At 59.3% G+C, this 25,309-nt stretch carries 26 protein-coding genes; 20 read left to right on the top strand and 6 right to left on the bottom strand.

Annotation, left to right across the window (positions count from 1 at the left end; translation table 11 throughout):
- Window positions 1-231: 231 nt before the first annotated feature.
- On the bottom strand, window positions 232-1,020 hold the full coding sequence (locus FEM03_RS21785; RefSeq protein ID WP_138088428.1) for a segregation and condensation protein A: 789 nt from the start codon (window positions 1,018-1,020) through the stop codon (window positions 232-234).
- Between the two features lie 224 nt (window positions 1,021-1,244).
- On the opposite strand from FEM03_RS21785, the gene FEM03_RS21780 reads away from it, so the two are divergent.
- The 9 genes from FEM03_RS21780 to FEM03_RS21735 all read left to right on the top strand — a co-directional run bounded on the left by FEM03_RS21780 (window position 1,245) and on the right by FEM03_RS21735 (window position 9,495).
- Window positions 1,245-2,144: a ParB/RepB/Spo0J family partition protein gene (locus tag FEM03_RS21780; protein WP_138088427.1), complete on the top strand. Its 900-nt coding sequence runs from the start codon at window positions 1,245-1,247 to the stop codon at window positions 2,142-2,144.
- A 3-nt stretch (window positions 2,145-2,147) separates the two neighbouring features.
- Window positions 2,148-2,612: a nuclear transport factor 2 family protein gene (locus tag FEM03_RS21775; RefSeq protein WP_138088426.1), complete on the top strand. Its 465-nt coding sequence runs from the start codon at window positions 2,148-2,150 to the stop codon at window positions 2,610-2,612.
- A 24-nt stretch (window positions 2,613-2,636) separates the two neighbouring features.
- Entirely contained in the window at window positions 2,637-3,584 is a 948-nt protein-coding gene (locus FEM03_RS21770; RefSeq protein WP_138088425.1) for an FkbM family methyltransferase, read from the top strand.
- A 13-nt stretch (window positions 3,585-3,597) separates the two neighbouring features.
- The gene (locus FEM03_RS21765) at window positions 3,598-5,151 is read left to right on the top strand and encodes a fused MFS/spermidine synthase (RefSeq protein ID WP_138088424.1); all 1,554 of its coding nucleotides are present in this window, start codon (window positions 3,598-3,600) and stop codon (window positions 5,149-5,151) included.
- A gap of 244 nt (window positions 5,152-5,395) precedes the next feature.
- Window positions 5,396-6,649: a PQQ-dependent sugar dehydrogenase gene (locus FEM03_RS21760; protein WP_138088423.1), complete on the top strand. Its 1,254-nt coding sequence runs from the start codon at window positions 5,396-5,398 to the stop codon at window positions 6,647-6,649.
- Between the two features lie 110 nt (window positions 6,650-6,759).
- Window positions 6,760-8,031: a DUF445 domain-containing protein gene (locus FEM03_RS21755; protein WP_138088422.1), complete on the top strand. Its 1,272-nt coding sequence runs from the start codon at window positions 6,760-6,762 to the stop codon at window positions 8,029-8,031.
- Window positions 8,032-8,138: 107 nt separating this feature from the next.
- Complete coding sequence (locus FEM03_RS21750; RefSeq protein WP_138088421.1) at window positions 8,139-8,411, top strand: WXG100 family type VII secretion target; 273 nt, start codon at window positions 8,139-8,141, stop codon at window positions 8,409-8,411.
- Window positions 8,412-8,682: 271 nt separating this feature from the next.
- On the top strand, window positions 8,683-9,240 hold the full coding sequence (locus FEM03_RS21740; protein ID WP_138088419.1) for a hypothetical protein: 558 nt from the start codon (window positions 8,683-8,685) through the stop codon (window positions 9,238-9,240).
- A 45-nt stretch (window positions 9,241-9,285) separates the two neighbouring features.
- Entirely contained in the window at window positions 9,286-9,495 is a 210-nt protein-coding gene (locus FEM03_RS21735; RefSeq protein ID WP_138088418.1) for a hypothetical protein, read from the top strand.
- A 3-nt stretch (window positions 9,496-9,498) separates the two neighbouring features.
- On the opposite strand, the gene FEM03_RS21730 is transcribed toward FEM03_RS21735, so the two are convergent.
- Window positions 9,499-9,831: a hypothetical protein gene (locus FEM03_RS21730; protein ID WP_138088417.1), complete on the bottom strand. Its 333-nt coding sequence runs from the start codon at window positions 9,829-9,831 to the stop codon at window positions 9,499-9,501.
- A 253-nt stretch (window positions 9,832-10,084) separates the two neighbouring features.
- On the opposite strand from FEM03_RS21730, the gene FEM03_RS21725 reads away from it, so the two are divergent.
- Genes FEM03_RS21725 through FEM03_RS21705 form a run of 6 tightly spaced genes read left to right on the top strand, consistent with a single transcriptional unit; the run spans window position 10,085 to window position 16,480 of the window.
- Window positions 10,085-13,972 carry an FtsK/SpoIIIE domain-containing protein gene (locus tag FEM03_RS21725; protein ID WP_240772872.1) on the top strand — a complete coding sequence of 1,296 codons (3,888 nt, stop codon included), beginning with the start codon at window positions 10,085-10,087 and terminating at the stop codon, window positions 13,970-13,972.
- Complete coding sequence (locus tag FEM03_RS21720; protein WP_138088416.1) at window positions 13,972-14,259, top strand: hypothetical protein; 288 nt, start codon at window positions 13,972-13,974, stop codon at window positions 14,257-14,259. Before FEM03_RS21725 ends, FEM03_RS21720 begins: the two co-directional genes overlap by 1 nt.
- Before the next feature lie 30 nt (window positions 14,260-14,289).
- A complete protein-coding gene (locus tag FEM03_RS24570) occupies window positions 14,290-14,505 on the top strand; it encodes a hypothetical protein (protein ID WP_166443057.1) in 216 nt (71 codons plus the stop codon).
- The gene (locus FEM03_RS21715) at window positions 14,495-14,908 is read left to right on the top strand and encodes a PIN domain-containing protein (RefSeq protein WP_166443056.1); all 414 of its coding nucleotides are present in this window, start codon (window positions 14,495-14,497) and stop codon (window positions 14,906-14,908) included. The genes FEM03_RS24570 and FEM03_RS21715 overlap by 11 nt, the downstream gene beginning before the upstream one ends.
- A gap of 8 nt (window positions 14,909-14,916) precedes the next feature.
- Window positions 14,917-16,302, top strand: a complete 1,386-nt coding sequence (locus tag FEM03_RS21710) for an FAD-binding oxidoreductase (protein WP_138088414.1) — start codon at window positions 14,917-14,919, stop codon at window positions 16,300-16,302.
- 1 nt (window position 16,303) lies between these two features.
- Window positions 16,304-16,480 (top strand): zinc ribbon domain-containing protein, encoded by a 177-nt coding sequence (locus FEM03_RS21705; protein WP_138088413.1) that lies wholly within the window; start codon window positions 16,304-16,306, stop codon window positions 16,478-16,480.
- Window positions 16,481-16,489: 9 nt separating this feature from the next.
- On the opposite strand, the gene FEM03_RS21700 is transcribed toward FEM03_RS21705, so the two are convergent.
- A complete protein-coding gene (locus FEM03_RS21700; RefSeq protein ID WP_138088412.1) occupies window positions 16,490-16,885 on the bottom strand; it encodes a hypothetical protein in 396 nt (131 codons plus the stop codon).
- A gap of 28 nt (window positions 16,886-16,913) precedes the next feature.
- Entirely contained in the window at window positions 16,914-17,723 is an 810-nt protein-coding gene (locus FEM03_RS21695) for a YqjF family protein (RefSeq protein WP_138088411.1), read from the bottom strand.
- Between the two features lie 198 nt (window positions 17,724-17,921).
- Here FEM03_RS21695 and FEM03_RS21685 point away from each other — a divergent pair, with 198 nt between their 5' ends.
- The 5 genes from FEM03_RS21685 (at window position 17,922) to FEM03_RS21665 (ending at window position 24,428) form a co-directional block, all read left to right on the top strand.
- The gene (locus FEM03_RS21685; RefSeq protein WP_138088409.1) at window positions 17,922-19,295 is read left to right on the top strand and encodes a Gfo/Idh/MocA family protein; all 1,374 of its coding nucleotides are present in this window, start codon (window positions 17,922-17,924) and stop codon (window positions 19,293-19,295) included.
- A gap of 274 nt (window positions 19,296-19,569) precedes the next feature.
- On the top strand, window positions 19,570-22,065 hold the full coding sequence (locus FEM03_RS21680; RefSeq protein ID WP_240772871.1) for a DUF1592 domain-containing protein: 2,496 nt from the start codon (window positions 19,570-19,572) through the stop codon (window positions 22,063-22,065).
- A gap of 72 nt (window positions 22,066-22,137) precedes the next feature.
- Window positions 22,138-23,433, top strand: coding sequence for a DUF1552 domain-containing protein (locus tag FEM03_RS21675; protein WP_138088408.1), 1,296 nt, complete (start codon window positions 22,138-22,140; stop codon window positions 23,431-23,433).
- A gap of 135 nt (window positions 23,434-23,568) precedes the next feature.
- A complete protein-coding gene (locus FEM03_RS21670; RefSeq protein ID WP_138088407.1) occupies window positions 23,569-24,111 on the top strand; it encodes a hypothetical protein in 543 nt (180 codons plus the stop codon).
- Between the two features lie 65 nt (window positions 24,112-24,176).
- A complete protein-coding gene (locus tag FEM03_RS21665) occupies window positions 24,177-24,428 on the top strand; it encodes a hypothetical protein (protein ID WP_138088406.1) in 252 nt (83 codons plus the stop codon).
- Window positions 24,429-24,493: 65 nt separating this feature from the next.
- Here the strand turns inward: FEM03_RS21665 and FEM03_RS21660 are convergent, their stop codons facing one another.
- Together FEM03_RS21660 and FEM03_RS21655 are read right to left on the bottom strand one after the other, a co-directional pair.
- Window positions 24,494-24,940 (bottom strand): TA system VapC family ribonuclease toxin, encoded by a 447-nt coding sequence (locus FEM03_RS21660; protein ID WP_138088405.1) that lies wholly within the window; start codon window positions 24,938-24,940, stop codon window positions 24,494-24,496.
- A gap of 5 nt (window positions 24,941-24,945) precedes the next feature.
- A complete protein-coding gene (locus FEM03_RS21655) occupies window positions 24,946-25,206 on the bottom strand; it encodes a hypothetical protein (RefSeq protein ID WP_206171105.1) in 261 nt (86 codons plus the stop codon).
- Window positions 25,207-25,309: the final 103 nt, after the last annotated feature.

Here is a 25,309-nt window from a genome sequence, read left to right as displayed (position 1 = left end):
GTTAGAAGACAAGCGAGCAAGTCATCAAGAGAAGGTCACGCAGATCAAGGAAAGGCCTCCCTTGTTGGCCATTGCGCACCCATTGACGGGCCATCAACGGATGGAATGGGCTTTTTACACAGTCTGGTATCGTCGGCCAACCCCCCTCACTCACCTCCTGAGCGTTGTCTAAGTCCGATCGCGGCCAAATACTCACTCCACAACCAAGAACCAAGAACGAAGAACTCCCCATCACCCTCCGTATTCCCCACCTTCCATCACATCCATCGGCACCACCGTGAACGGCTTGTCCTCCGGCCTCAACACCGTAATCAATCCCAGCACCTTCTCCTGTTCAATCTTGAGGAAATTCAGCTTCATCAACTCCAGCATCGCCAGGAAGGTAATGATCACCTCACTGCGGCTCGTTGCTTCCGTAAACAACGTCTCAAACTGCACACGTCCGCCCACCGGAATCACACTCAGCAAATGGTCGATCTTGTCACTCACCGTCCAGCGGTCATCGACAATCTCCCGCAAGGTGTGCGTGTCCTCGAACTTCTTCAGCACCTTCTGAAAGGCGCGGATCAAATCAAAAATCCCCACCTGCGGCATCCCCTGCTCCGGCTCCGTCAAATCCGGCAACTCCGGCGTCGCCGCAAAAAACTCCGCCCCCTCTGAATCCCGCTGCCCTAAGAATCTCGCGGCATCCTTAAATTTCTTATACTCCACCAACTGACGAATCAGTTCCCAACGTGGATCCTCCTCATCCGCATCCTCTTCAGGCGGCTGCACATTTTGCGGCAGCAACGTGCGACTCTTCAAATACATCAAATTCGCCGCCATCACGATGAACTCGCTCGCCAGCTCAATGTTCAATGCCTTGAACGTCTCAATGTAACTCAAATACTGACTCGTGATCCGTTCGATCGACACATTGTAAATGTCGATCTCATCCTTCTTGATCAGATAAAGCAGCAGGTCCAGCGGCCCCTCAAAAATTTCCAGTTTAACCTTGTAGTCGTCTTCAGCGTTTTGCACCCGCTCAAATAGGTCGAACCCCTCCACCGCGCAAGACTGAATTCATCAACCACAGATGGACACAGATAACCACAGATAATTTCTCAAGCTTCGGCGTCCTGATCCATCTGTGTTTATCTGTGTCCATCTGTGGTTACCCTCCCTCATACTGATCCCCTCTTCCCAGCCCCTCCCCTTCATTTGCATTGCGTTCCCGCCCGTTCGCTTTTAGTCTGATCCCCCCTATGGCAACCAAACAGGCACTCGGAAAAGGACTCGGCGCCCTCATCAAGAAGGCAGACACGCCGGCGACACCCCTCGCTGCGCAACCCGCCCCGGGCGAAGCCGTGCGCCAGGTTCCCCTCAACGACGTCATCGCCAGCCCCTTCCAGCCCCGTCGCGATTTCCCCGCCGAGCACCTTACCGAGCTCATGGAATCCATCCGCGAACACGGCATCATCCAGCCGCTCATCGTGCGCATGGTGAACGGCAAATGCGAACTCATCGCCGGTGAACGACGCTGGCGCGCCAGCCGCGAACTCGGCCTCGAAAAAGTCCCCGTCATCGTCCGCACCGCCAGCGACAAGGACGTCCTCGAGCTTGCCCTCATCGAAAACCTTCAGCGCGAAAACCTCAACCCGATTGAGGAAGCCCAGGCCTACGAACGCCTCGCCCGCGAGTTCAGCCTCCGCCAGGAAGACATCGCCCAGCGCGTCGGCAAAAACCGCGCCACCGTCGCCAACGCGATGCGGCTCCTCGACCTCCCCACCAACGTCCAGGGTCTGCTCCGCGACAGCAAACTCAGCACCGGTCACGCCAAGGTCCTGCTCGCGCTGAAAAACGCCGACGACATCAATGCCGCCGCCGAAACCGTCATCAGCAAAGGCCTCACCGTCCGCGCGACTGAAAAACTGGTCGACAGCATCCTCAACCCGCCCGCCCCCAAGTCGGCCCCACAGACTCCCGCCGATGTTCTCCAAGCCCTCAAAGCCGTGGAACAGCGCATGACCCGCCATTTCTCCACCGCCATCACCGTCCATCACGGCGAGAAAAAAGGCCGGCTCGAAATCGACTACTACGGCGTCGACGATCTCAACCGCCTCCTCAGCATGATGGGCGTCACCGAAGAAGATTTCGGAGGTTGAACCATGCAGGCCCGCCTCCACCCACTTGCCCTGCTCCTCCTTCTGCTTTTGCTGGCCCTCCCCGCCTGCACGGCAAAAAAAAACACCCTCGTTCATCCAAGCGAACCCCAGGTCCGACAAGCCGTCGACCACTATTTCGCCACCTGGTCCAAACCCGACATGGAGGCCTACGGCCGCTGCTTCCATCCCCTGGCGCGCATCTTCTTCATCGAGAAATCCGGCCAGGTCACCAGTCAGAACCTCACCGATTTCCTTCACGGCCAGCGCATGAGCCACGCCCAGTCCGCCGAACCCATGAAGGAGTTTCCCGTCCAGACCGACATCCTCATGGACGACATCGGTGCCCAGGCAAAAGTCACCTGGCTGCTCACCAAAGGCAGCACCCAACAACGCGGCACCGACCTTTTCACCTTCAAAAGAGACGGAAATGACTGGAAGATTGTGAGCCTCGTGTTTTATGGAGGGTAGCCCGGTCGCGGCCACTCCCACGTCATGCCAAAATTCTACGCCAAGGAAGTCGGATACCTGCGCTACCTCACACGCGCATTCTCCTGGCGTCTGCAAACCAAAATTTTCCGCAACGACCTCAGCTTCGTTCTGCCCACCGGCGTCGAATTCGGCCTCCCGTCCGCCAGTCCACTCGCCCGCGACATCTACATCTCCCAATGCAATGTCGACGGCAACGCCGCCTACATCCTCGCCAGCTACCTCCAGCAACAATCCGAACACGGCGAACCCGGCGACTTCATCGACATCGGTGCCAACATCGGTTATTACACCGCCCTCATCTCCCCGCTGGTCCGCCGCAGTTATGCCTTCGAACCCGACCAGGGTCACCACGTCTTCCTCAGCCCCGTTCTGATCGCCACCGGCAACGCCCGCCTCGTCCCCCAAGCCGCCTCCAACTTCACCGGACCCGGTGCCCTCCACATCGCCGGTCATGCCGACCACAGCCATCTCGTCGAAAACATCGATGTTCCCGGTGCCGTCGAAGTCGAAGTCACCACCCTCGACGACTTCTGCCGCACCCATCCCGACGTCCATCCCGCCCTCATCAAAATCGACGCCGAAGGCCACGACATCGCCGTTCTCGAAGGTGCCCTGCGCATCGCCAAACAATTCAAACCCGTTTTCTGCGTCGAGTTCAATCTCACCCCTGACCGACCCAACTCCATCGAGCGTCTGCAAAAGTTCCTCGAAACCACCAAATACGACCTCTTCGCCATCGCCCAGCAAAACCTCCCTTCCCCCAACGACCTCTACGCCTTAAAAAAACTCACCCCCTCCGAAATCGCCGCTGCACAGCCGAAGATGCTCATCCTCGCCCCGCCCAGCGAACCCTTCTTCAAACAACTCGCCGCCAAACTCCCCGCCGAACTGCGCCGCTGCATGCGCCCCGCACAAATCCACCAGTTCCTCGGCTCCCCGCCCCTTTACTAAAAAAGCTCTTTCCATGGCCAAATCCAAACCCGCCGCTCCGGCAACCGAAACCACGCTCGTCCCCACCCCCCAGCGCGCCCTCCTCGGCCTCATCAATTTCTGTGCTGGTGCCGCGATCATGATCATCGAGATCACCGCCAATCGACTGCTCGCCCCCTACTTCGGCAACAGCATTTATACTTGGACCGCCCTCATCGGCGTCGTCCTCATCGCCCTCAGCGTCGGCTCCGTCCTCGGCGGTCATCTTGCCGACAAAACCACCCGACCCGACCTCCTCGGCTGGCTCCTCGCCGGTGCCGCCGCATCCACCTTCATCATTCCTCCCATCGGATTCCTGCTCGGCCCCGCCATGTCGAACGGCGGCCTCATCGCCGGACCCATCTTCATCTCCCTCTTCATGTTCACCATCCCCGGCATCCTGCTAGGTGCCGTCTCCCCCGCCAGCATCCGCTTCTACGCCCAAGCCTCCGGGGAAGGCCACGTCGGTGCCGCCGCCGGCATCATCGGTATGCTCGGTTCCCTCGGCAGCTTCATCGGCACCTTCCTCTGCGGCTTCGTGCTGCTCTCCCTCTTCGGCGTCAAAGCCATCTTCATCGGCAGCGGCATCACCCTCGCCCTCCTCGCCCTTCTCGCCTTCTGGATGGCCGGACGCCTCCGCCAAAATCTCCCCAAACACGCCGCCGCCACGGCCGTCACCCTGACCCTCTGCCTGTTCGCCTCCGAGAAAGCCGACGCCGCCGTCATCCACCAACAGGAAAGTTTCTACCACCGCATCCGCGTCAAGGAAGAACCGATGAACGGTCGCCCCGCCCGCGCCCTCTATCTCGACAGCACCCTCGAAGGCGGCATCTACACCCAACATCCCGGACTGCCCCTCAACTACCAAAATTACTGGCGACTCGTCCAGCTCAACTCCGACCTCAAAGTCCAACGCGCCCTCTTCATCGGAGCCGGAGCCTTTGGCATGCCCGCCGAAGTCTCCCAGATCAGCCCTGAAACCCATGCCGATGTCGCCGAAATCGACCCCGCCGTCGTCGAAGTCGGACGCCAATACTTCAACCTCAACAACTTCCCCCGCGTCCACGCCCACGCCACCGACGGACGCCGCTTCCTGCAAACCACCCCCCATTCCTACGACCTCATCTTCGGCGACGCCTACAACGGCATCCGCCACATCCCCGCCCACCTTGTCACCCGCGAGTTTTTCCAGGACGCCCAGAAACGCCTCACTGCCGACGGCGTCTTCATGATGAACCTCATCAGCGCCGCCGAGGGTCCCAAAGCCGAACTCCTCACCGACATCCTCGCCACCGTCCGCAGCGTTTTTCCCCACGTCGAAGTCTTCCAAACCGGCGGTCCCCTCACCCAGGCTCAAAATTTGATCCTTGTTGCTTCGAATAAAGATTGGAAGCCATGGGTCGAAAACACCATCCATGTCCCCGGCAGCATTGAATCCCGTTTCCTCAACCAGCGTCTCCGTCCTCATCAGCTTCCCGCAAACGGACGCGCGCTTACCGACGATTTTAATCCCATCGATGCCATCATCGCCCGCCAACTATTACGCTAAAGAAAAACGCCCACGTCACCAAACCCACTCAAATCGTCTCACCAAAAACTCGTCCTCGTCCTCCTACTCCTACTCGTCCTCCCCTCTCAGCACTCCTCCCCTCCCTCCGCATCCAATTCCCTCAAATCTCACTACCCATCACCTCCTCCTCTTTCATCATCCGGATCAAGTAGGAGTAGGAGTAGGAGGACGAGCAAAAGAACAACCCTCCCCACATGGCATAAACCCCGCTTCCCACCCTCTCATGCCAGCCGCCAAACCCAAATCCATCGCCCCATCCGTGCTGGCCCTCGCCGTCGGCATCCTCGCCTTCTCCCACCTTTTCCCCTCCGCCGCCCACGCCCAGCTACCGGAACCCGCCTTCCCGACCGTCGAAGCCGCCGACCAGTTCAAACTCCAGCGCCTCTACCCCCGCCAAAAATTCGACTGCCCCGTCGCGCTGGCCATCATGCCACTCGACAAACCCCGTCTCGTCCTTGCCCTCCAACGCGGCGAACTCTGGCTCCTTCCCGAAGACGAAATCCTCGGGTCCGCCACCCGATTCCTCGACCTCCGACCCAACCTCAAAGACGTCACCCAATTTGAAGAAGGCGTCCACGGCCTTGCCTTCCATCCCGACTTCGCCAAAAACGGCAAGTTCTACCTCTCTTACTCCGACATCAACCCCCGCCGCACCGTGCTTGCCGAGTTCCGCACCCAAAAAGGCAAAATCTTCCGTGGCGACCCCACCTCCCGTCGACCCCTCCTCCAGGAACCCCACATCATGGCCAACCACTTTGGCGGCAACATCGCCTTTGGACCCGACAAAAAACTCTACCTCACCATCGGCGACGGCGGCCTGCGCGACGACCCCTATCGTATCTCCCAAAACCCCTTCAGCCTGCTCGGCAAAGTGCTCCGCATCGACCCCGACACCCGCAGCGGTGCTCTCCCCTACGGCATCCCCGCCGACAACCCCTTTGCCGACAAACAGGAATACCGCCCCGAAATCTGGGCCCTCGGACTCCGCAACCCCTGGGGTTTCTCCTTCGATTCAAAAACCGGCGACCTCTGGCTTGCCGACGTTGGCCAGGACATCTGGGAAGAAGTCAACATCATCAAAAAAGGCGCCAACTACGGCTGGAGCGATCGCGACGGCCCCCGCCCCGCCCCCTTCCACACCACCCCCTACGCCCCCAACCTTACCTTCGAAGAACCCATCCACGCCTACACCCATGCCGAAGGCATCAGCGTCACTGGCGGATTCATGTATCACGGCGATCGCCTCCCCCATCTTCAAGGCTGCTTCATCCACGGCGACTGGGGCACCGGCACCCTTTGGGCCCTCCGTTACGATCCCGACTCCCAAAAAATCCTCGAACGCCTCGTCATCTACCGTCGCCCCGAAACCCCCGAAAACCCCTTCAATCCCACCATGATCTCCCCCGACACCAACGGCGAAATCGTCCTCATGTCCCAGGACGGTGCCATCTATACCTTGGTCGACTCCATCGAGTAACCCGATCCGCTTCGTTTCGACGACGAGCACACCGCAACAACCCATCCGACGCCGCGAGACGAATCCTATTCGTCCCGTATCTTTTTGCCGTTGCGTTCCCAGTTGATTTCATGCCCATCCCCGATCTCATTCCCCCCAATCCTGCCCTCAACCGGCGCGCCCACCGCATCGCCACCGGACTCCTCGTCCTCATGGCCGTCCTTTACGCCCTCGCCAAAACTTTCGAAAAACACCACCCCGCCTGGGGCTTCCTGCGCGCCTTCGCCGAAGCCGGCATGATCGGCGCCCTCGCCGACTGGTTCGCCGTCGTCGCCCTCTTCCGCCATCCCCTCGGCCTCACCTGGATCCCCCACACCGCCATCATCGCCAAACGCAAAGACCAAATCTCCGAAAGCCTCGCCCGCTTCGTCGAACAGCACTTCCTCAGCCCCACCCAGATCACCGCCCGCATCGAACGCATCGCCATCGTCGAACGCGCCTCCACCTGGCTGCAGCAACCCGGTAACGCCGAAAAAATCACCGACCGCATCGCCGCCACCCTCCCAGGCATCCTCGAAGCCCTCGACGACACCGACATGCGCCGCTTTCTGCGCGACAACCTCCTCTCCCTCGCCACCCGCACTCCCGCCGCTCCCATTGCCGGACGACTCCTCTCCATGCTGGTCGAAAAAGGACGCCATCAGGAACTCCTCCAGTCCGCCCTCCACTTCGGCAAAACCATCCTCGACGACAACGTCACGCTGGTCGAAGAACGCATCGAAATCGAACTCCGCAAAGTCCCCCGCGTCTTCGGCATCCGCCGCATGCTCGTCAAACGCACCGCCCGCAAAATCGTCGACAACATCCAGGCCAGTCTCGACTCCATCGTTGCCGAGCCCGACCACCCCATGCGCGACCAGTTCCATCACCACGCGCTCGACCTCATCCACAACCTCGAGCACTCCCCCGACTGGCTCCAGCGCCTCGAAAACCTCAAGCAGGAACTCCTCGCCAACACCACCCTTGCCCACTCCCTCGATGCCTTGTGGACCGGCATCAAACGCGCCCTCATCGCCGACCTCAGCCAGCAGCAATCCGCCATCAACACCCGTCTCGCCGCCAGCTTCCGCGACATCGGCCGCAGCCTCGAACGCGACGAAGCCTTCCGCAACAAACTCAACCTCTGGCTCAAAGACGCCACCCACAGTCTCGCCACCAATCACAGCCACGAAATCGGCAACCTCATCCGCGACACCGCCCGCCAGTGGGACGGCGAAGAAATGTCCGCCAAACTCGAATCCCAAGTCGGCTCCGACCTCCAATACATCCGCATCAACGGCACCCTCGTCGGCGGACTCGTCGGCCTCCTCCTCCACACCCTCGGCCTGCTCATCTGGAAATAAAACAAAGCATCGCTTTCACCCCCATTCCCGACTTAAAATACGCTCTTTAACACCCAAAATACCCTCAGTTTTTAGCCCTTATCCTTTATCCTTTATCCTTTCCCGATATGTCCCAAGCCATCATGGATCCCGAAGAAGTGCGTCGGTTCGCCAAAGAACTGAAGCGCTTTAATGACGAAGTCGCCGCCAAATCCAGCGCCCTCAACGCCCGTTTCAGCGCCCTCAGCGCCACCTGGCAGGATCAGGAGCACACCAAATTCGCCGAAGAGTTTCTGACCACCATGAAGGTCATCAAAAAATTCGTCGAGATCTCCGAAAAACACACGCCCTTCCTGCTCCGCAAAGCCCAGCGCATCGAAGACTACCTCGGCCAAAGATAAGATAGCTTAGAGATAAGATAGCTTAGAGAGAAGATAGCTTAGAGAGAAGATAGCTTAGAGAGAAGATAGCTTAGAGAGAAACCGTCAGAAGGGACCGCGAAGTTTCACTTCGCCCCAAACCAGAGCCCCAAAGCCGCCATTCCGCATTCCGCATTCCGCATTCCGCATTCCCACTGCCCACTGCCCACTGCCCACTGCCCACTGCCCACTGCCCACTGCCCACTTCCCACTTCCCACTTCCCACTGCCCACTTCCCACCTCCGACTTCCAAATGACCGGCAACGAAGCCAAAGTCCGCTCCATCGAAACGCTCGACGCCTTTCGTGCCAGCCTCATCATCTTCCTCACCAAAGCCCGACGCTCCGTCGATCAGGTCAGCGAAGAGGTCAACCGCACCCGGCAATGGATCACCAACGACCAAAAATTCCACTGGCAAACCCAGCTCAAACGTCGCACCCAGGTCATGCATCAGGCCGAACAGGAACTGGTCAGCGCCCGCTTCTCCACCCTTCGCGCCAGCACCACCATGCAGGAAATGGCCGTCCGCAAAGCCAAAAAATCCGTCAAGGAAGCCGAGGAAAAAATCCAACAAGTCAAAGCTTGGAGCCGCAACTTCGACGCCGCCATCGACCCCAGCCTCAAAAAAATCGAGAGTCTCCGATCCTATCTCGACCACGACATCCCCAAAGCCATCGCCTGGCTCTCCCAACTCCAACGCTCCCTCTCCGCCTACACCGACAACACCCCCATCATAGTAGAGCCCTCAACTCCCAGCACATCCCCCGAAGACGACCCCGCCGACCCATCCATTTCCCCTCCGGCTCTCTGACTTTAGCCCTTAGCCTTTATCCTTTATCCTTTATCCTTTCCCGATATGTCCCGCGTTTCCTCCGCCAGCCTCGACGAAGCCGTCAAGCACCTCACCCTCTCCTGGCAACGCACCAAACAAGACTGGACCGACGTCAAAAGCCTCCAGTTCGAGCAACAATTCCTCGAAAAACTCCCCGCATTAACCCATCAAGCCCGCAACTACATCGACGAAATCGACGCCCTCCTCAAAAAAGCCCGCCAAGACTGTGAATAAGCTTCACACCTCCCGAAACCCCGCCGCCTCGTGCTCCCGCCGGACCCAGTGTCCCGCCATCTCCGGCTCGATCTCGCCCCCATCCACCCATTCCTCCGCCACCAGCGTCGTATCGTTCTCGTCCACCACAAAAACCCAGCCGCCATGATTGCGGCAGATCTTCCGGGCAACTTTCAAAAGCTCCCCATAGTCCGACTGAAACGCGGGGATGCGAATCGAATAATCCGGCTTGCTGGACAGGCACCAGTAAACGCCGCTCGTAGGAATGCCATGAACACCCAAGAACGCCCCATTGCCGGAGGCTTTGGCAGCTTTGATTTTGATCGTGAACGGCATCTTTGAACTGTTCACAAGAACACTGTTTTAGCAAGCCACTTTCTGCAGCCCGTTCCGAAATCGTCCCCGTCATTTATTGCACGGAACCTTGGCAGAATTGCATTGTTCCATCGTAGGCAATGCTCTAGCCTTAAGCAGGCGGTATTCAGAGATGTTCTGTCACTGAAATCACCCCGATTTTTCTCCTGCAAATGCCCACACATTCGGTCCAAGAATCCCAAACGCGTCGATTCTAGAGCCGATCCAACTTTTCGTGAACCAGACTGTGAATCATCATCAAACCAACTCTGTGGACCTCACCGCCACTAACACGCTCGAAACCCTCGGTCACCTCAAGCGCACCACCGCCCAGTTCGCCAAACAGGAAGAACAGCTCACCCGCGAACTCCGCCAGCAGCGTCACGCCCTCGAACAGGCCCACGCCCAACAAACCGAACAACTCACCACCGCCCTCGCCGCCCAACGCGACCAGCTTCACGCCAACCGCGACGCCGCCACTGAAAAAATCACCCACAAATACAATTCGCGCCGCAGTCGCATCGAGAAATCCCACGACGAATCCGTCCGCTTCATGCCCCGTCGCATCCGCCAGGTGCGCGAAAACTACCTCGGCGGCCTCCAGATGCGGCAACACCGCCTCCAGCAAAAACTGGCCATCGACCTCGACAAGGCCAAAACCGCCCACGAGGAACAAAGCGCCCAGATCAGTGAACTTCACAAATCCCTCTCCAAAACCGTTCGCCAAACGCGCAACGCCCTGAGCGGCTACGGCACCCTCAAAAGCCGTCTTGAAAACCGACTCAAAGCCCCTTCCACCCTCACCCCGTCCGTCCAAACCGCCGCCCTGCACGAAACGCTCGACCAGGCCCAGGCCAAGCTTCAGCAATTCCGCCAGCTTCCCCTCCCCCGTTTCTTCAGTCAGCTGCCAATTCCCGCCCTGCTCTTCATCATCCTGCTGCTTTGCGCCGGACTCGCCTACCTACTCGGCGCCGACCAAAACGCCCTCATCCTCTCCGGCTCCACCGCCCTCTTCCTCGCCCTCGCCATCATCATCATCCAGCAAACCGGACTCAAGACCGCCAAAGAACAGGCCCTGCCGCTCATCGACACCCTCGGCCATGCCAAGGACCTCCACACCGCCACCACCACCCACCTCGCCAACAAACTCGAACGCGACCACGATCTCCTCCAGGAGAAATACAACGAAGCCATCACCGCCATCGAAGCCAAACGCGGGGACGTCAGTGAAGTTGAAGCCCGCTTCAAAGCGCGCGCCAAAGACAAACTCGAAAACCAACTGCCCCGTCTCGACGACAAAATCGACTACGCCCTCAACGCCCGCATCGCCGCCGTCACCAACGCCGCCCATATCGAACAGGACCGCATCAATCAGGAAGCCGCCTCCCTCGTCCAACAACTCGGCCAGCGTCAGCAACTCGAACTCATCGATCTCGAAACCCACGAATCCGACTCCTGGCTTGCCCTGCAGAACCAATGGTCGCAAGCCATCACCCCCGCCTTTGACCAGCTCACCGACCTCAACGACACCCCCACCGCCCAAACCCCCGACTGGCAGCCGGACATCGCCAACACCTGGACCCCGCCCACCGAATTCGTCGACTCCATCAAATTCGGCCAGTTCCATCTTGAACTCAAACCCGGCGAACGTCCCCACACGCCCCATCTTCCCCTCCCCGGTCCCACCCAGCTCACCGCCCCCCTCGCCCTCGCCTTCCCCACCCTCGGCTCGCTCCTCATCGAAAGCCCCGGCTCCGCCGATGCCAACGTCACCGGCACCCTCAACCAAATCATCCTCCGCCTGTTCGCCACCATGCCCCCCGGCAAGGTTGCCGTCACCATCATCGACCCCGTCGGACTCGGCAAAAACTTCGCCGGCCTGATGCACCTCGGCGACTACGAAGAATCCCTCATCAACCGCCGCATCTGGACCCAGCGCGACCAGATCGATGAACGTCTCGCCGAACTCAACGAGCACATCGAAAAAGTCATCCAGATGTATCTCCGCAGCGAATCCGCAAGCATCACCGAATACACCCGCACCGCCGGTTCCGTCGCCGAAAAATACCACTTTCTCGTCATCGCCGATTTCCCCGAAGGTTTCTCCGACACCGCCGTCCGCCGCCTTCAAAGCATCGCGGTGTCCGGACCCCGTTGCGGCGTTTACACCCTCATCCATTGGGACAAACGCGCCGCGCCACCCGACGGATTCGTCCCCGACGAACTCCGTCAAAGCAGCATCGTCCTCCGCCAGGAACGCGACCAATTCCTCCTACAGCGCCCGGCCAACCAGACCGGCGCCCTCATCAAACTCGACCAGCCTCCCGCGCCCGAACTCGCCTCCGCCCTCGTTCACAAAATCGGTCAGGGCAGCATCGACTCCAACCGTGTCGAAGTTCCTTTCAGCCACATCACCCCACCCGAAGCCGATTACTGGACCAGCGAAACCACCGCCGAACTGCGCGTCCCCATCGGCCGCACCGGAGCCACCAAACTCCAATATTTGTCCATCGGCAAAGGCACCCGTCAGCACGCCCTGTTCGCCGGCAAAACTGGTTCCGGCAAATCCACCCTGTTCCACGTCATCATCACCAACCTCGCCCTGCATTGCTCCCCCGATCAGGTCGAGTTCTACCTCATCGACTTCAAAAAAGGCGTCGAATTCAAATGCTACGCCACCAAACAACTCCCCCACGCCCGCGTCATCGCCATTGAATCCGACCGCGAATTCGGCCTCTCCGTGCTCCAGCGCGTCGACGAAGAACTCAAACGTCGCGGCGACCTCTTCCGCAAGCTCGGCGTCCAGGACATCGCCGGTTACAAAAAGAACGGCGGCACCGAACCCATCCCCCGCACCCTCCTGCTCATCGATGAGTTCCAGGAATTTTATACCGTCGACGACCAGATCGCCCAAAACGCCTCCGTCCTCTTCGACCGCATCGTCCGTCAGGGCCGCGCCTTCGGCATCCACGTCCTGCTCGGTTCCCAAACCCTCGGCGGCGCTTACACCCTCGCCCGCGCCACCCTCGGTCAGATGGTAATCCGCGTCGCCCTGCAGTGCAACGAAGCCGATGCCTATCTCATCATGGACGAAAACAACGCCGCCCCGCGTCTCCTCACCCGACCCGGCGAAGGCATTTACAACGACGCCGCAGGTGCCATTGAAGGCAACAGCCCGTTCCAGGTGGTCTGGCTCGACGACGAAGATCGCGACGCCTATCTCGACAAAATCCACACCCTCGCCGAGCAACGCGACGACAATCACCCGACCCCCATCATCTTCGAAGGCAACGCCCCTGCCGACATCCGCGAAAACCGTCTCCTGGCCCGACTCCTCAAAACCGCACCCACCACCAAACCCACCGGCAGCCGCGTTTGGCTCGGTGCCCCCAACGCCATCAAAGGCCCCACCGAAGTCACCTTCCATCGTCAAAGCGGCAACCACCTGCTCATCGTCGGACAACGCGAAGAAGCCGCCCTCACCATGCTCGGCCTAAGCCTCATCGCCCTCGCCGCCCAGCACCCCCAAGGCACCGCCCAGTTCATCTTCCTTCACAGCGCCACGCCCGACAGTCGCGAATCCCAATTCCTCGACACCATTTTCCAACAAATCAAACACCCCGTCACCGTCGCCCGCGCCCACGAAATCGGACCCGTCATCAACCAGCTCGCCGAAGAACTTAAAAATCGCGACACCGAAAACAACCCCGACACCCCCACCATCTACCTCTTCATCCACGACCTCCACAAATTCAAAAAGCTCCGCCCCGAAGACGACTTCAGCTTCTCCCTCAGCGACGACGACGCCCCTGCCAATCCCGCCGTGCAGCTCACCGAAATCCTCACCCAAGGCAGCACCCAGGGCATCCACGTCCTCACCACCATCGACACCTACAACAACGTCAACCGCTTCCTCAACCGCAAGACCCTCAGCGAATTCGAGATGCGCGTCATCTTCCAAATGAGCGCCAACGACTCCGCCAGCCTCATCGACAATCCCAAAGCCAGCGACCTCGGCCTTCACCGAGCCCTCCTCTACAACGAACACGAAGGCACCCTGGAAACCTTCCGCCCCTACGCCCAACCCGAGGCCAATTGGTTTACTGGCACTAATCCCGCTTGATGATGGCCCATCTTGTCGACTGGTCTTTCCTCACCATTGCATTGGTGTTGCCCATTTTTATCATCTTCAAGCTCAAGTGGCAGATCGCCATCCCTCTTTCGGCACTTGTCGTCTGGATTTCCCTGATCTTTGCGGGCCTGCTTCTCGAATCACTTGATCCAAATCGAGACCATTCACCATCTGACACCATCTGGACCTTCTTCGGTTGGATCGGAGGTCTCCTTTATGCCCTTACTCTTTGGATAATTAAAAACCTAATCCAGCTTGCTATCACACCGCGAAATTGACAATTGCCATAAATACATAAATATGGCAACATGAAGACCACCATCGACCTGCCCGATGAAATTTTCCAGCGCACCAAAATCGCTGCCGCCCAACGTGGGACATCAATAAAAAACCTCGTGATCGAAGGGCTTCAAACCGTCCTGGCGCAATCGCCTCTTCCTCCAGACGATGCCCTCGCTCGTTTACGCAAAGGCTATCATTTGGGTGGCAAGCCTCTTACTCGCGACAAAGTGCATGCCCGCTGATTTCTTTCTCGACACCAACATCCTCCTTTACGGCTACGATCTGGATGCGGGTCCAAAACGAGAAAAGGCCCTTGCGATCATCGAAAACGCCTGGGCCAAACACGGCTGCACCGCCATCAGCGTGCAAGTCCTCCAAGAATTCCAGGTCAACTTTATTCGAAAAGGCAACACCCGTGCCGAAGCCAATACGGTGGTCGCCGATCTGAGCCTCTGGCCTATAGTCGATAACACCCTTCCTCTCTTCCGCCTCGGAATTACCCTTCAGACCCGCTGGCAACTCTCGCTTTGGGACGCGATGATCCTAGCCGCTGCCCACACAAGCGGTGCCAGCCAACTCATCACCGAAGATTTTAATCACCAGCAAGACTACGGCGGCATTCGCGCCATCAATCCCTTCCTCTGACGCCTCCCATGACGCCCACCTGGCTCCCCGCCCTCACCGAACTCCTCGGCCCCAACCAAGTCTCCGTCGAAGCTGACACCCTCGCCATCCACGGCACCGACAAATGGTTCGCTGCCAACACCCCCAAGGCCGTCGTCTTCGCTGAGTCCACCGCCGACGTCAGCGCCACCCTGCGTTTCGCCACCGAAAACAACATCCCCGTCACTCCACGTGGCTCCGGTGTCGGTTACGTCGGCGGCTGCGTCCCCCTCAACGGCGGCATCGCGCTCTCCCTCGCGCGCATGAATCAAATCCTCGAACTCAACCCCGCCGACGGACTTGCCATCGTGCAACCCGGCGTCATCACTGGCGACCTCCAAAACGCCGCCGCCCAACTCGGCTGGTTTTACCCGCCCGACCCCGCCTCCCTCAAAGAATGTTCCCTCGGCGGCAACCTCGCCACCAACGCCGGCGGCCCCCGCTGCCTGAAATACGGCGTCACCCGCCACTACGTCCTCGGCCTCGAAGCCGTGCTCATGGACGGCACCATTCTCCGCGCCGGCGGACGCTGCCACAAAAACAAAACCGGCTTCGACCTCATCGGCCTCTTTGTCGGCAGCGAAGGCCTTCTCGGCATCATCACCGAAGCCACCCTGCGTCTCATCCCCCACCCACCGCTGCGCGCCATGCTCTCCGCCAGCTTCGACACCTTTGCCGAAGCCGCCCACGCCGTGCAGCAAATCCTCGGCAGCGGACACCTCCCCTCCGCCCTCGAAATCACCGACCGCTTCACCCTGCAAGCCGCCCGCAACTACATCGGCGACACCGTCCCCACCGGCAACGCCCACCTCCTCATCGAAATCGACGGACAACCCGACGCCGTCCCCCTCGAAATCGCCGCCCTGCAAACCCTCCTCCAATCCCTCAACGCCCTCACCATCTCCGCCGCCATTGGCGATCTCGCCTGCGAAGCGTTTTGGAAACTGCGCCGCGAATTCTCCTACTCCCTGCGCGCCACCGGCCTCATCAAACTCAACGAAGACGTCGTCGTCCCTCGCGGCAAACTCGTCGAACTCGTCACCTTCGCCGAAAATCTTCAGGCCGAAAGCGGCTTCCCCGTCGCCTGCTTCGGCCACGCTGGCGACGGCAACATCCACGTCAACATCATGGTCCCCGACATGAACGATCCCGATCAACGCGACCGCGCCGAAATCGCTCTGGATCGCCTCTTCCACCACGTCCTCTCTCTCGGCGGAGCCATCACTGGCGAACACGGTGTTGGACTCGCCAAAAAACGCTGGTTCCCCGAAGCTATCAGCCCCGGAGCCATGGACGTCCACCAACGCCTCAAATCCGCCCTCGACCCAAACAATCTCCTCAACCCCGGCAAATTCGTGACGCCAATCTCCGAATGATATGATCCCCGTCACCTGCCCCACCTGCTTCGAAGAATTCGAAGTCCAGGCCCCACATATCACCGAAGTCCCCTGCACCTACGACTACGACTGCGAAATCTGTTGCCGCCCCATGTTCATCAACTTCTGGGAAGAAGACGACGAAATCATCGCCCACGCCCAAGGCCTCGCCGATTAACATTGAAGATCATTCACCGGGGGAAATTTCACCTCCTCCATTCGTCGGTTCGCTCTTTGTTCGTTCTTCAAGACATAGCCCGCGCAACTCGAAAAACAGCTGCAAAGCTTCAGTCCCCGATGAGGAGTTTTCTTCGATGAAGTTCGTCCACCCAAATCCCCCATAAGGAAATTCGTGCCCATAATAGTTCGTCACGAACACATGAAAATCTGCAGGGATCATCTCATCAAGCTCCCTTAGGTAACCCTTATCCAAAGGAAACGCTTTGCCCCGCGCCATCTGATAGCCAGAGACAAATGCTACGAAGCTCTGAAAATGGTTATCACTATTGCCCCAATACATGGCTGGACGTGCCAAGATGTTAGACAATACACCGCTCTTACTGTCTTGATCGTCAGAGGACATGTTCTCAATCATTCAGCGAGTTCCCTTTCTATTCCAGCCCATAAATCCGCACATCCACCCCCCGCGATCCACACACATGATCCGGTTCTCTTCCCGGATCACTGAACCCCGCCTGCACCAACGGCATCGCATCCCAAACATCCAATCCCGCATTCGCCACTGGATACGGATCATGATGCACCCGCCCGCTCCGGATCCCACGCGGTGAATTCGCAAACAGCAAATACCGCTCCACCAAAAAGAACTCCAGCGTCCCCGGTTCCGCCGTCGAACTCAACGCATCAATCCGATACTCATACCTCGACGCACTCTCCGCCCCACTCCTCCGGCAATCATACCTCACCGTCCCATCCTCGCCCTTCAGCGCCCCCATCCGCGCATGCTCATACGGCAGATGAAAAAACGTCCGCGCCGTCCACACCGCCAATGGTTGATTGCAATCCAGCGAATAAAACCACACCCCCGGCCTTCCCTGCTCATCCCGAACATACGTTCGCACATTCAGCTCCAGAAAAAAACTGACCCACGGCACACTCGGCAAAAACCGCGGCCGCACCTTGTTCATGTAAAACGGCACAATCCCCATCCACGCCGCCCCATCAAACGTGTCCACCTTCAGTCCCTTCGGCAACGTCGCCTGCACCACTTCGGGATCATACTTCCAGTGTAGAAAGAGCAACTCACTCCAAGTCTGCGTCATCGCATGCGAACGCGTCATCAGCCGCTCCCGCAGCGCCAACTGTGCATCCCACCCCGGCAAAGCAATCACAGCATCCATTCCCCAAGTATACAACACTCCCAAAAACTTCAACCGCTTCGCGCACTCAGCGTTCTTCATTCCGCATTCCGCATTCCGACTTCCGACTTCCAACTTCCAACTTCCAACTTCCGACTTCCAACTTCCAACTTCCGACTTCCAACTTCCAACTTCCGACTTCCAACTTCCAACTTCCGACTTCCGACTTCCAACTTCCAACTTCCAACTTCCAACTTCCGACTTCCGCAAGACCCTCCCCCCGCCCCACGTTTCCTCCCCATGTCCATGCCCACGCCTCCTCCCGCCCACAGCCCTCTCTCCCGCCGCCGCTTCGTCACCAGCACCGCTGCCGCCGCCTTCGGTTTCCAATTCGTCCCCCGTCATGTCATCGGCGGACCCGGCTTCACCCCGCCCAGTGAAAAGGTCAACCTCGGCTGCATCGGCGTCGGCGGACAAGGCGCAGGCGTCATCGCCGACCTCGAAAAATCCGGCCTCGCCAACATCGTCACCCTCTGCGACGTCGACACCAAACACGCCGCCAACACCATCGCCAAATACCCCAACGCCAAACTCCACTCCGACTACCGCAAGCTCATCGAATCCCACAAGGACATCGACGCCGTCGTCATCTGCACCCCCGACCACCTCCACGCCCCCGCCAGCCTCCTCGCCATGCGCGCCGGACGACACGTCTACGTCGAAAAACCGCTCGCCCACTCCATCGGCGAAGCGCGCAAAATGGCCGAAGTCGCCAAAGAAACCGGCCTCGTCACCCAGATGGGCAACCAGGGCCACGCCGGCGAAGGACTGCGCCTCACCCGCGAATGGATCCAGGCCGGTGCCATCGGCAAAGTCACCGAAGTCCACGTGTGGTCCGACCGACCCGGCAAATTCTGGGACAGCCAGGGCAAAGCCTTCCCCACCGACACCCCGCCCACTCCCGAAACCCTCGACTGGAACCTCTGGCAGGGCCCCGTCAAAGAACGCGCCTATCATCCCGAAATCTGCCCCCGTCGCTGGCGCGGCTGGTGGGACTACGGTTGCGGCGCCCTCGGCGACATGGCCGTGCACAACGCCGACCCCGCCTTCTACGCCCTCGACCTCGGCCAGCCCGACTGGGTCGAATCCGAACACGCTGAAAACAACAACCAGTCCTACCCTGCCTGGAGCATCATCACGTATCACTTCCCCGCCCGCGGCGAGCAACCACCCGTCAGGATGGTCTGGTATGACGGCGGCAAAAAACCCGCCAACCCTCCCGGGTTCGAAGCCGGTCGCGAACTCGGCGACAACGGCATCTATTTTGTCGGTGACAAAGGCGTCCTCCTCGCCCCCGGCTGGGCCGGCACCCCACGTCTTGTGCCCGAAGAAAAAATGAGCGAACTCGTCGCCAACATGCCCCCCAAAACCATCGCCCGCTGCACCGTCGGTCATCGTCAGGAATGGCTCGAAGCCATCAAAGCCAACAAACCCGAAAACGCCCACTCCGGCTTCCACTATTCCGCCCCCTTCACCGAAGCCCTGTTGGTCGGCCTCCTCGCCACCCGCTTCAACAAACGCATCGAATGGGACAGCATCAACCTCAAAGCCCTCAACGAACCCAACGCCGACGCCATCATCCACAAAGTCTACCGCGACGGCTTTGGCATTTAATCGGTCCGTGACACAGGCTTGCAGCCTGTGGGTGAGGCAGGCATTCTGCCTGCCCGTCGTAACACAGACTTCCAGTCTGTGCGTGTGACAGACATCCTGTCTGTCTCCCTTTCTAGCTCAAACGCCTCCTCGCTACCAACCGCCGTGAACAACTCCCGCCGTTAACCCCAGGCCCTCTCCAAATTCAGAAAACCTCTCACCGACCCCAAGGATTCCCCATCCTCATCCGTTTTAATAGAACGCCCACTTCCTCCCTGTCGATATCCCTCCCTTCGTGAACCTCGCACGCGTCCACCTCCTGCTGCTTCTAGGCGCCACCCTCCTGGCATCTTCCTCCATCCTCGCTTCAGGAAATCCCGACGCCGCCACCAAACCTCTCCAGCCCTTCCTCCAGTCAAACTGCTTCGAATGCCACGACGCCGACGTGCAGAAAGGCGGACTCGACCTCACCGCCCTCTCCTGGGACCCTGCCAACCGCGCCAACTATGACAAGTGGATCCTCATCCACGACCGCGTCCGCGACGGCGAAATGCCTCCCGCCAAACAAGACCGACCCGAGCCTACCGCCCTCAAAGACTTCACCAGCCGCGTCAGCAATGCCCTCACCCAGCACTCCGCCAAAATCCAGTCCGCCACCGGCCGCACCATCCTCCGCCGCCTCAACCGCACCGAACACGAACGCACCCTGCAAGATCTCCTCGGCATCTCCATCCCCTTGAAGGACATGCTCCCCGAAGACCCACCCATGCACGGCTTCGACAACGTCGCCGAAGGCCTCCGCCTCTCCACGCTGCACATGGAAAAATACCTCGAAGTCGCCGACGCCGCGCTCGACGAAGCCATCAACCTCACCGCCAAACCCGAACCCAAAAAAAACCGCTACACCTACAAGGACGAAAAAGGCGTCAAAGAAAACCTCGCCCTTCCCGACAACCCATCCCCCAATCCCAAGGACAAATACAGCCGCAAACGCGTCGTCTTCCGCGACCTCCCCGACGCCCTCGTTCTGTTCACCGCCGCCGACTACCAGCTCGGCCTCCAACAATTCCGCGTCCAGCGCACCGGCAACTACCGCATCCGCATCTCCGCCTACGCCTACCAAAGCGCCGGCACCGACGTCACCCTGCGACTCTACACCAACAACTTCCGCGAGAAACGTCTCCTCGGCTTCTTCGACATGCCCCCCGACCAGCCCCGCGAAATCGAATTCACCGGACGCATCCAAAAAGGCGAACACCTGCTCTTCCTCCCCACCGGCGTCGGTCGCGACCAGGACGGCAAAAGACTTTCCGACTACGAAACCACCACCGACTTCAAAGGCACCGGTCTCGCCGTGCAATGGATCGATGTCGAAGGCCCCCTGTTCGACGACGAAACCTGGCCACCAAAAAGCCTGACAGACCTCTTCCCCAACGTCCCCATCACCCCGCTCGATCCCAAAAAACACCGCACCAAAGATCCCGGTGCCCGCGCCTTCGAAATTGCCCCCACCGATCCCGCCGCCAGCGTCGTCCCCGTCCTTGAACGCTTCGCCACCAAAGCCTTCCGCCGTCCGCTCGACCCCGGCGAAATCGCCCCCTACGCCGACCTCGTTCAAACCGCCCTCACCCAGGGCGACAAGTTCGAACAAGCCATGCGCATCGGCTTCCGCGCCATCCTCACCTCCCCGTCCTTTCTGATGTTCGAGGAACGACCCGGCCCGCTCGACGACCACGCCCTCGCCTCGCGACTCTCCTATTTCTTCTGGAGTTCCCTGCCCGACGACGAACTCCTGCAACTCGCCACCGCCAAAAAACTCCGCGACCCCGCCACCCTCAAAGCCCAAACCGAACGCCTCCTCAACCACCCCAAATCAGCCGCCTTCGTCGAAAACTTCACCGGCCAGTGGCTCGACCTCCGCAGCATCGACGCCACCAGTCCCGATGCCCGGCTCTACCCCGAATTCGAGGAAATGCTCAAACGCGCCATGGTCACCGAAAGCCAGGAATTCTTCCGCGAACTCCTCACCAAAAACCTCCCCATCACCAACATCATCCACTCCGACTTCGTCATGGTGAACTCGCGCCTCGCCGAGCACTACAACCTCCCCAACGTGCGCGGCGAACAATTCCGCAAAGTCTCCCTCCCGCCCGACAGCCCGCGCGGCGGCGTCATCACCCAGGCCGCCGTCCTCAAAGTCACCGCCAACGGCACCACCACCTCCCCCGTCATGCGCGGCACCTGGGTCATGAAACGACTCCTCGGCCAGCCCCCTCAACCCCCACCCGCCAACGTCGGCTCCATCGAACCCGACACCCGTGGCGCCACCACCATCCGTGAACTCCTCGACAAACACCGCAACGTCGCCAGTTGCATGGGCTGCCACAGCAAGATCGATCCGCCCGGATTCGCCCTCGAAAACTTCGACGTCATTGGCGGTTATCGCGACCGCTATCGCTCCCAGGAAAAAGGCGATCAGCCCCCCGGCAAATTCGAAGGCCGCAGCATCTGGCAATACAAACTCGGTCCCGCCGTCGACTCCAGCGGCATCCTTCCCGACGGCCGCACCTTCACCAGCATCCACGACTTCAAAAAACTCCTCCTTACCCAACAAGAACAAATCACCCGCGCCCTCGCCAGCAAACTCCTCACCTACGCCACCGGCGCCGGCATCACCTTCGCCGACCGTCAGCCCGTCGAAGAAATCCTCCACCGCACCACCCAACAAGGCAGCGGCCTCCGCACCCTCATCCACGAAATCGTCGCCAGCCCCACCTTCCAAACCAAATAGCCCAAAAGGGACCGCGAAGTTTCACTTCGCTTCAGCCTTCATCCTTCATCCTTCATCCTTCATCCTTTCCCTATGAATCCTCTCTCCCGCCGCGCCTTCCTTCGCGGCACCGGCGTCTCCCTCGCCCTCCCTTTTCTCGACGCCATGTGGCCCGCCCACAGCGCCCGCGCCCAAGCCGCCGCATCAGCCGCCGCCAGCTCGACCACCGCGCCGAAACGCATGATCACCATCTGCAACTCCCTCGGCCTTTACACCCCTGACCTCATCCCCACCGAAACCGGTCGCGCCTACAGCGACACCCCCTACCTCAGCCTCCTTAAACAACACCGCGATCAATACACCATCCTCTCCGGCCTCTCCCATCCCGACCAGGCCGGACGCGACGGACACGCCTCCGAACTCACCTGGCTCACCGCCGCCAAACACCCCGGCCTCGGCGGCTTCCGCAACACCATCTCCATCGACCAACTCGTCGCCGAAAAAATCGGCTTCGAAACCCGCTACCCCTCCCTCGTCCTCGGCACCAACTACACCAGCAGCCAAAGCTACACCCGTGGCGGCGTCATGATCCCCGGCGAATCCCGACCCTCCAAAATCTTCGCCAAACTTTTCCTCAACGGCAGTCCCGGCGAAGTCCACGGCCAGATGCGCAAACTCAAGGAAGGCCGCAGCATCATGGACACCGTCCGCGAAGACGCCAAACGGTTCGCCAGCCGCATCGGCCATGCCGACCGCGAAAAGCTCGACGAATATTTTACTTCCGTCCGCGAGATGGAACAACGTCTTCACAAAGCCGAAGACTGGGTGCAAAAACCCAAACCCAACGTTGACGCCAGCGCCCCCCAGGACATCGCCAATGAAGCCGACACCATCGGTCGCATGCAACTCCTCTTCGACCTCCTTCCCCTCGCTTTGCAAACCGACAGCACCCGACTCGTCACCCTGCTCATCAGCCAGCGCGGCGACGTCCCCCCGGTCCCCGGCGTCACCATCGACCACCACAATCTTTCCCACCACGGTCAGGACCCCGAAAAAATCGACCAACTCCGACTCATCGAACGCGCCGAGTTCAACGCCTTCAACACCCTCCTCACCAACCTCAAAGCCAAAAAAGAAGGCAACGGCAACCTCCTCGACAACACCATGGTCCTGTTCGGCAGCAACCTCGGCAACGCCAACTCCCACGACTTCCGCAACCTCCCCCTCATCCTCGCCGGCGGCGGTTTCCAGCACGGACAACACCTCGCCTTCGACCAGAAAAACAACACCCCACTAAGCAATCTCTTCGTTCAAATGCTCCAGCACATGGGCATGGAAACCGACCAATTCGGCAGCAGCACCAGCACCTCCATCCCCGGCCTCATTTAAAGGTAGAAGGCTCGTCCCGAGCCTTTCATTGGCCATCGGCCATCAAAAACCACGGTAGGCATGCCCTCCGTGGCGTCCCAAATATTTCTCTCTACGCTCCCCCACTCGCGATAAATCTCCACCGCCTCCCAACCCGTGCCCCAAGCCCAGCAGCGTTACCTGTTCGAAGTCTTCACCCCCGACGAACTCCGCCAGCACTGCGCTCCGCTCACCATCTTTCGCTACGTCCGCGCCATCGGAGGGCACGCCAACGACACCGACGAACTCCTCGCCGTCTTTCCCTATCAGGACCCCGACGAACTCCTCCAAAAACTCCAACTGCTGCAAATCCCCGTTATTCATCACCCCACGTCTAAACCCCCGCCCCAACCCCAGCCCGGAGTCTCCTATCGCATCGACGAATATCAAAAGACCTTCCCCTCCCTGATTCCCAACACCCAGTGGATCGAACAACCCAAGTGGACCACCCTCCACGGCGAAAAAGTTTTCATCTGGTGCGGCCCCAACACCCTCCGCATTACCCTCAACGAACAACCCTTCGTCACCCCCTCCGACTTCACCAAAGCCACCCGCCTCGAAGCCCATCTCTCCCCATTCGCCCAAGCACTCCCCCACCTCGATCCCCCCATCGACCATTGGCGCTGCATCTGTCCCCAACATCATCCTGATCTGTTCTAGCGGCACCCACGAATCCGAGGCTGCCTTGACGGTGATTCAACTCATGTCAAGATGCCTGCATGAGAATGACCGTCACCCTTGACCCGGATACGATGGTTCTTCTGCGTGAAGAAATGATGCGGTCGGGCTTTTCCTTCAATGAGGTTCTCAATCAAAGCTTTCTCCGCTCACTGCTTGCGGCAGCACCGGGAATTGCCCGACACGCAGTCACCCCTAACTTCACTGCCCCATTCCCTTCTGAATTGAGCATTGGCGACTTCAATCGTCTTGCGAATGAACTAGACGACGACGCAACCGTATCCGAATTCGGCATGTGATGCTCCCAATATGAATCTTCTGCTCTGTTGGACATTCTCGCACAGAGGAAAAATAGCGGCCAACTTCATTCGCTGATTAACGGATTCCAGACTCTTTGAAACCCAAGGTTTTGGAAATCTTTAACATTCGCCGTCGCAAACTCCGTCACACCCTGGGCAATCATGGTCAGTGCGCAACGCGCATCGTATAGTCGGCGAAAAGCAAATGACTTTGATTTGGCGTGTTTCCAGAGGTCATCATGTAGAGAGCGAGTTTCGCTAGGGAAACCGATCAGACGCCAAAGAGGATGATGACGGTAAGTCTGAATGACCGCAACCGCATCTTCACCATTCAGCGGATGTTTTGAAACAGCAGGATTGCGAAGCAAGCCGTAAAGCTCTGCAAGGATGAACTCAGAGATCGCCACATTCTCCTCCCGCTGAATCGAAATGATCCACGCATAGGCAGCTTCGTGACTCGGCGAATCTTCGTTGAGGGCATGCAGAAGAATGTTGGTGTCGATGGAAAGCATGAGGTTTAGCGGCGCTTCAATGTCAACTCGGTGATGGTCATTTGAGCCTCGGCTTTGAGCTCCTCATCGCTTAGCCCTTTCCAACCAAGGCGGCGAGGTTTGGGTGGCTGCCAATCCGTCAGGCTGTCTTCGGGGGCCGAATAGACATTGAGAATGTATTCCAGACCACGCCGGGCAAGCTCAGCGAGAGAAATTTCCCGAGCTTCACAAACTTTTTTAGCTCGATCAAAAACTTCGTCCGGCAATTGAATCTGCGTGCGAATCATGTGAATACCATGCCCACAAAATGACGCGATGTCAATCTGTTGTCATTAGCCACCTTACCAGGAAAATGCCTGTGTGCTCCACGAGCCAAAGACATTGCCGGAT

Origin of the sequence: Phragmitibacter flavus (genome assembly GCF_005780165.1) — a bacterium.
Lineage (GTDB): Bacteria > Verrucomicrobiota > Verrucomicrobiia > Verrucomicrobiales > Verrucomicrobiaceae > Phragmitibacter > Phragmitibacter flavus.
Note: the sequence above shows the minus strand (reverse complement) of the source record. Positions and strands in the feature narration are given on the sequence as shown.

Excerpts from the sequence above, each read along its gene's own strand:
- FEM03_RS21755 (WP_138088422.1), top strand. The coding sequence starts at position 6,760 with ATGCCCATCCCCGATCTCATTCCCCCCAATCCTGCCCTCAACCGGCGC.
- FEM03_RS24570 (WP_166443057.1), top strand. The coding sequence starts at position 14,290 with ATGAAGACCACCATCGACCTGCCCGATGAAATTTTCCAGCGCACCAAA.
- FEM03_RS21760 (WP_138088423.1), top strand. The coding sequence starts at position 5,396 with ATGCCAGCCGCCAAACCCAAATCCATCGCCCCATCCGTGCTGGCCCTC.
- FEM03_RS21735 (WP_138088418.1), top strand. The coding sequence starts at position 9,286 with ATGTCCCGCGTTTCCTCCGCCAGCCTCGACGAAGCCGTCAAGCACCTC.
- FEM03_RS21660 (WP_138088405.1), bottom strand. The coding sequence starts at position 24,940 with ATGCTTTCCATCGACACCAACATTCTTCTGCATGCCCTCAACGAAGAT.
- FEM03_RS21710 (WP_138088414.1), top strand. The coding sequence starts at position 14,917 with ATGACGCCCACCTGGCTCCCCGCCCTCACCGAACTCCTCGGCCCCAAC.
- FEM03_RS21730 (WP_138088417.1), bottom strand. The coding sequence starts at position 9,831 with ATGCCGTTCACGATCAAAATCAAAGCTGCCAAAGCCTCCGGCAATGGG.
- FEM03_RS21750 (WP_138088421.1), top strand. The coding sequence starts at position 8,139 with ATGTCCCAAGCCATCATGGATCCCGAAGAAGTGCGTCGGTTCGCCAAA.
- FEM03_RS21775 (WP_138088426.1), top strand. The coding sequence starts at position 2,148 with ATGCAGGCCCGCCTCCACCCACTTGCCCTGCTCCTCCTTCTGCTTTTG.
- FEM03_RS21700 (WP_138088412.1), bottom strand. The coding sequence starts at position 16,885 with ATGTCCTCTGACGATCAAGACAGTAAGAGCGGTGTATTGTCTAACATC.
- FEM03_RS21675 (WP_138088408.1), top strand. The coding sequence starts at position 22,138 with ATGAATCCTCTCTCCCGCCGCGCCTTCCTTCGCGGCACCGGCGTCTCC.
- FEM03_RS21685 (WP_138088409.1), top strand. The coding sequence starts at position 17,922 with ATGTCCATGCCCACGCCTCCTCCCGCCCACAGCCCTCTCTCCCGCCGC.
- FEM03_RS21665 (WP_138088406.1), top strand. The coding sequence starts at position 24,177 with ATGACCGTCACCCTTGACCCGGATACGATGGTTCTTCTGCGTGAAGAA.
- FEM03_RS21715 (WP_166443056.1), top strand. The coding sequence starts at position 14,495 with ATGCCCGCTGATTTCTTTCTCGACACCAACATCCTCCTTTACGGCTAC.
- FEM03_RS21770 (WP_138088425.1), top strand. The coding sequence starts at position 2,637 with ATGCCAAAATTCTACGCCAAGGAAGTCGGATACCTGCGCTACCTCACA.
- FEM03_RS21695 (WP_138088411.1), bottom strand. The coding sequence starts at position 17,723 with ATGAAGAACGCTGAGTGCGCGAAGCGGTTGAAGTTTTTGGGAGTGTTG.
- FEM03_RS21780 (WP_138088427.1), top strand. The coding sequence starts at position 1,245 with ATGGCAACCAAACAGGCACTCGGAAAAGGACTCGGCGCCCTCATCAAG.
- FEM03_RS21655 (WP_206171105.1), bottom strand. The coding sequence starts at position 25,206 with ATGATTCGCACGCAGATTCAATTGCCGGACGAAGTTTTTGATCGAGCT.
- FEM03_RS21720 (WP_138088416.1), top strand. The coding sequence starts at position 13,972 with ATGATGGCCCATCTTGTCGACTGGTCTTTCCTCACCATTGCATTGGTG.
- FEM03_RS21740 (WP_138088419.1), top strand. The coding sequence starts at position 8,683 with ATGACCGGCAACGAAGCCAAAGTCCGCTCCATCGAAACGCTCGACGCC.
- FEM03_RS21705 (WP_138088413.1), top strand. The coding sequence starts at position 16,304 with ATGATCCCCGTCACCTGCCCCACCTGCTTCGAAGAATTCGAAGTCCAG.
- FEM03_RS21765 (WP_138088424.1), top strand. The coding sequence starts at position 3,598 with ATGGCCAAATCCAAACCCGCCGCTCCGGCAACCGAAACCACGCTCGTC.